Annotated in this window: 5 protein-coding genes; all 5 read left to right on the top strand. The window is 71.2% G+C overall.

Going from position 1 to position 4,290, the window contains the following annotated elements; all coding sequences use genetic code 11:
* Positions 1–93: 93 nt before the first annotated feature.
* The 5 genes from ACFU7Z_RS37095 to ACFU7Z_RS37075 all read left to right on the top strand — a co-directional run bounded on the left by ACFU7Z_RS37095 (position 94) and on the right by ACFU7Z_RS37075 (position 4,241).
* Positions 94–351 (top strand): sigma-70 family RNA polymerase sigma factor, encoded by a 258-nt coding sequence (locus ACFU7Z_RS37095; protein WP_053112078.1) that lies wholly within the window; start codon positions 94–96, stop codon positions 349–351.
* A gap of 206 nt (positions 352–557) precedes the next feature.
* Positions 558–1,058 (top strand): GNAT family N-acetyltransferase, encoded by a 501-nt coding sequence (locus ACFU7Z_RS37090; RefSeq protein ID WP_049652066.1) that lies wholly within the window; start codon positions 558–560, stop codon positions 1,056–1,058.
* Positions 1,059–1,608: 550 nt separating this feature from the next.
* Positions 1,609–2,634 (top strand): methionine ABC transporter ATP-binding protein, encoded by a 1,026-nt coding sequence (locus tag ACFU7Z_RS37085; RefSeq protein WP_074002359.1) that lies wholly within the window; start codon positions 1,609–1,611, stop codon positions 2,632–2,634.
* Entirely contained in the window at positions 2,631–3,359 is a 729-nt protein-coding gene (locus ACFU7Z_RS37080; RefSeq protein ID WP_380782481.1) for a methionine ABC transporter permease, read from the top strand. Before ACFU7Z_RS37085 ends, ACFU7Z_RS37080 begins: the two co-directional genes overlap by 4 nt.
* Before the next feature lie 57 nt (positions 3,360–3,416).
* The gene (locus ACFU7Z_RS37075; RefSeq protein ID WP_380741455.1) at positions 3,417–4,241 is read left to right on the top strand and encodes a MetQ/NlpA family ABC transporter substrate-binding protein; all 825 of its coding nucleotides are present in this window, start codon (positions 3,417–3,419) and stop codon (positions 4,239–4,241) included.
* The last annotated feature ends 49 nt before the right edge of the window (positions 4,242–4,290 follow it).

Raw genomic sequence — 4,290 nt, 5'->3', positions numbered from 1 at the left:
GGTAGGGGCGCGGCGGTCCGGCCGGCGCGCCCCTCCCGCGTCCGTGCCCCGGCCCGGGCGTAACCGGCCCCGCCCCGGGCCGTCATGCACGGTGTGTGCACCGCCCTCCCCTTCGCCCCCTCCGCCGAGGACGTCTACCTCGACGAGTGTCGCCGCCGCGCGGTCCGCGAGACCGTCGCCGCCCTGCCCGGCCGCTGTCCGCAGCTGATGGCCGCGCTCGCCGAGGATCCGCCGCCCACCTACCGTGAGCTCTCCGAGCGGCTCGGCATGCCGCGCGGCTCGATCGGCCCCACCCGCTCCCGCTGCCTGGCCTGCCTGCGGATGCTGCTCCACACCGAGCGCTACCCCTGAGCGCAAGCCCGTGCGACCGAGCGGAACGTGTGCGGCACGGGGGGTGACCCTCCTCACGTCCGCCCCCGCGAAGGTTGAGGGAAGCTGACACCCGGGTAGAGCGCTGGCGAACGCAGCCCTTGACGGTGGCGCGATCACTCGGATACTGAGCGTGAGCGCGCCTACCCTCCGCGCGCCGCGCACGACGACTGGGGAGGCCCCTCCACATGGGCATGAGCGTGATCATCTCGGCCGCGGAGGCCGAGGACGCGGAGCAGATCCTCAAGCTCCAGTACCTCGGCTACCAGCCCGAGGCCGAGCTGTACGGCGACTGGGCGATCGAGCCCCTGACGCAGAGCCTGGAGAGCCTGCGCGCCGAACTGTCCGAGCAGCACTTCCTGGTCGCCAGGCTGGGCGACGAGGTGGTCGGCACCGTCCGCGGCCACGTCGGCGCCGACGGCGTCGGCCGGATAGGGCGCCTGGTGGTCCATCCGCGGATGCAGCGCCACGGCCTCGGCGGCCGACTGCTGGACGCGCTGGAGCGCCGCCTGGCCCAGGACGGCCGGGTGAGCGCCTACCGGCTGTTCACCGGCCACCGCAGCCTGGGCAACCTGCGGCTGTACGCTCGGCAGGGGTACCGTCAGACCCGGGTCGAGCAGGTCAGCACCCGGCTGAGCTTCGTCCACCTGGAGAAGGCGGCCGCCGAGCCGCTCGCCGCGACGGCCTGAGCCCGCCGCCCCCGCGCTTTCCCGGCGCCGCCACCATCCGGACCACCGGTGGCGGCGCCGAGCCGTATCCGCGCTGGTCAACGGTGGTGAGTGTCCGCAATGCGGACAGCTGCGGGAAACAATTGGGCAGGAATCAACCCATCTGTTTTACTGGCTCACATGACTGCGACGACGAACTGGACCCCCACCGGCACCCTGCCGGCAGGTGAGCGTGCCATGTGTCGTCGAATGTGTCACTGCTGAGGGCCACCGCCCCCGGCGCCCCGCTGAGGGCGCCTCCTCCTCGCGCCCCGAAGCGAGACTCCGGCGCCGCTCCCGCCCGTGCGAGCGCGCCCCTCCTCCCGGACCCCTCCCTTTGCCGTGCCCGCCGACCCGCGGGCCCGGGTGACTCGTTAGGGCCACGCCGTCGCGCGGCCCGGCCGTCCAGCGGCCACGATCAAGGGGCGGCAGGTCCGGACCCTCCCGGCGCAGCGCCGTAACGCCGCCGCCGGCCGCAAGCCGGTCGGGCGGTCGGACCACGCCGCCCGCCCCCGACCCACGGAAAGCCGCTGTGATCACCACCACGGACCTGACGAAGGTCTACCGTTCCCGAGGCCGCGAGGTGACCGCCCTCGCCGGTGTCGACCTGCACGTCCGCCCGGGCGAGGTCTACGGAGTCGTCGGCACCAGCGGTGCCGGCAAGTCCACCCTCATCCGCTGCGTGAACATGCTGGAGCGCCCGACCTCCGGCACGGTCACCGTGGACGGGGTCGAGCTGACCGCGCTGTCCGGCGGCGAGAACCGGGCCGGCCGCGAACTGCGCGAGGCCCGCCGCCGGATCGGCATGGTCTTCCAGCACTTCAACCTGCTCTCCTCGCGGACGGTGCAGCAGAACGTCGAGCTCCCGCTGGAGATCGTCGGCCTGGACCGCACCGAGCGCCGCCGCAAGGCCGCCGAGCTGCTGGAGCTGGTCGGCCTCGGCGACAAGGCCCGCAGCTACCCCAACCAGCTCTCCGGCGGCCAGAAGCAGCGCGTCGGCATCGCCCGCGCACTGGCCGGCGACCCGAAGGTGCTGCTCTCCGACGAGGCCACCTCGGCGCTCGACCCGGAGACCACCCGCTCGATCCTCAAGCTGCTGCGCGACCTCAACCAGCAGCTGGGCCTCACCGTCCTGCTGATCACCCACGAGATGGACGTCATCAAGTCCGTCTGCGACTCCGCCGCCCTGATGCGCGGCGGCCGGGTGGTGGAGTCCGGCGAGCTGACCGACCTGCTGGCCAAGCCCGGCTCGGAGCTGGCCCGCGAACTGTTCCCGCTCAGCGAGTTCGGCACCGGCCACCCCGGCTCGACCGTGCTGGAGATCACCTTCCAGGGCGACAGCTCGGCCCAGCCGTTCGTCTCCCAGCTCGCCCGCACGTACCAGATCGACATCAACATCCTCGGCGCCGCGGTGGAGACCATCGCCGGCCGGATGGTCGGCCGGATGCGGGTCGAGCTGCCGGGCGGCCACCAGGACAACGTGGTGCCGATCGGCTACCTGCGCGAGCAGGGCCTGCAGGTGGACGTGATCGGTACGGCGAACGGAGCGGTGGCATGACCTGGGACCAGATGTGGGAGCTGATGTGGCCCGCCACCCAGGAGACCTTCCAGATGGTCGGGGTGTCCGCGCTCGTCACCGTGCTGCTCGGCCTGCCGCTGGGCGTGCTCCTGGTGCTCACCGACAAGGGCGGCCTGCTGGCCAACCGGGCCGTCAACAAGGCCATCGGCTTCGTCGTGAACATCGCCCGTTCGGTGCCGTTCATCATCCTGATGATCGCGCTGATCTCCTTCACCCGCTGGCTGGTCGGCACCTCCATCGGCTGGCAGGCGGCGACCGTGCCGCTGACCATCGGCGCCATCCCGTTCTTCGCCCGCCTGGTCGAGACCTCCGTCCGTGAGGTCGACAAGGGGCTGGTCGAGGCGGTCCAGTCGATGGGCGGCAGCACCTGGACGATCGTCCGCAAGACCCTGCTGCCCGAGGCCCTGCCCGGCATCGTGGCCTCGGTCACCACCACGGTCATCACCCTGGTCGGCTACTCCGCGATGGCCGGCACCGTCGGCGGCGGCGGCCTCGGCACCCTCGCCGTCAACTACGGCTACCAGCGCTTCGAGACCGCCTTCATGTGGGTCATCGTGGCCGAGCTGGTGATCATCGTCACCGCCGTCCAGCTGATCGGCGACTTCGCCGTCCGGCGGCTGTCCCACCGCGGCCGCACCGGCGGCCGGACGCGGCTGCTCGGCCGCACCCCGGCGGCTCCCGACAAGGACCTCGCCGCCTCCTAGACCTCCCTCGTCCGACCCCGGACGCGGCTCCCCGTTCCACGCAGAAAGGCACTTTTCGTGCGCAACGCCCTGAAGTTCACCAGCATCCTCGCCACCGCCGGCATCGCCCTCTCGCTCGCCGCCTGCGGCAGCTCGGGCTCCTCCTCCTCCGACGCGAACGCGCCGCTGAAGGTCGTGGCCAGCCCCACCCCGCACGGCCAGATCCTGAAGTACGTCAAGGACAACCTCGCGGAGAAGGCGGGCCTCAAGCTCGACATCAAGGAGGTCACCGACTACGTGACCCCCAACACGGCGGTGCAGGACGGTTCGGCCGACGCCAACTACTTCCAGCACGTCCCGTACCTGGAGGACTTCAACAAGAAGCACGGCACGAACATCGTGTCGGTCGAGCCCGTGCACCTGGAGCCGCTGGGCCTCTACTCCAAGAAGGTCAAGGCGATCGGCGACCTCGCGGACGGCGCCACCATCGGCCTGCCGAACGACGCCACCAACGAGGGCCGGGCGCTCAAGCTGCTCGCCGACAACAAGCTGATCACCCTCAAGGACGGCGTCACCACCACCGCCACCCCGGCGGACGTGACCGGCAACCCGAAGAACTTCAAGTGGAAGGAGCTGGAGGCCGCCCAGCTGCCCCGCTCCGTCGCCGACCTCGACGCCGCCGTCATCAACGGCAACTACGCGATCGACTCCGGCCTGAAGCCGGCCACCGACGCCCTGGTGCTGGAGAAGGCCGAGGGCAACCCGTACGCCAACATCCTCGCCGTCAAGAAGGGCAAGGAGAACGACCCGCGGGTCAAGAAGCTGGCCGAGCTGCTGCACTCCGACGAGGTCAAGAAGTACATCGACGACACCTTCCAGGGCTCGGTCATCCCGGCCTTCTGATCGTCGTACGGTCATACCTCGTAACGCCCGACCGGGCCCCCACCGCACC

Source organism: Kitasatospora sp. NPDC057518, assembly GCF_042802075.1.
Lineage (GTDB): Bacteria > Actinomycetota > Actinomycetes > Streptomycetales > Streptomycetaceae > Kitasatospora.
The sequence above is the reverse complement of the archived record's forward strand: the minus strand, read 5'-3'. Positions and strand labels throughout refer to the sequence as shown.

Coding starts and splice junctions, on each gene's coding strand:
- ACFU7Z_RS37090 (WP_049652066.1), top strand. CDS start 558: ATGGGCATGAGCGTGATCATCTCGGCCGCGGAGGCCGAGGACGCGGAG.
- ACFU7Z_RS37080 (WP_380782481.1), top strand. CDS start 2,631: ATGACCTGGGACCAGATGTGGGAGCTGATGTGGCCCGCCACCCAGGAG.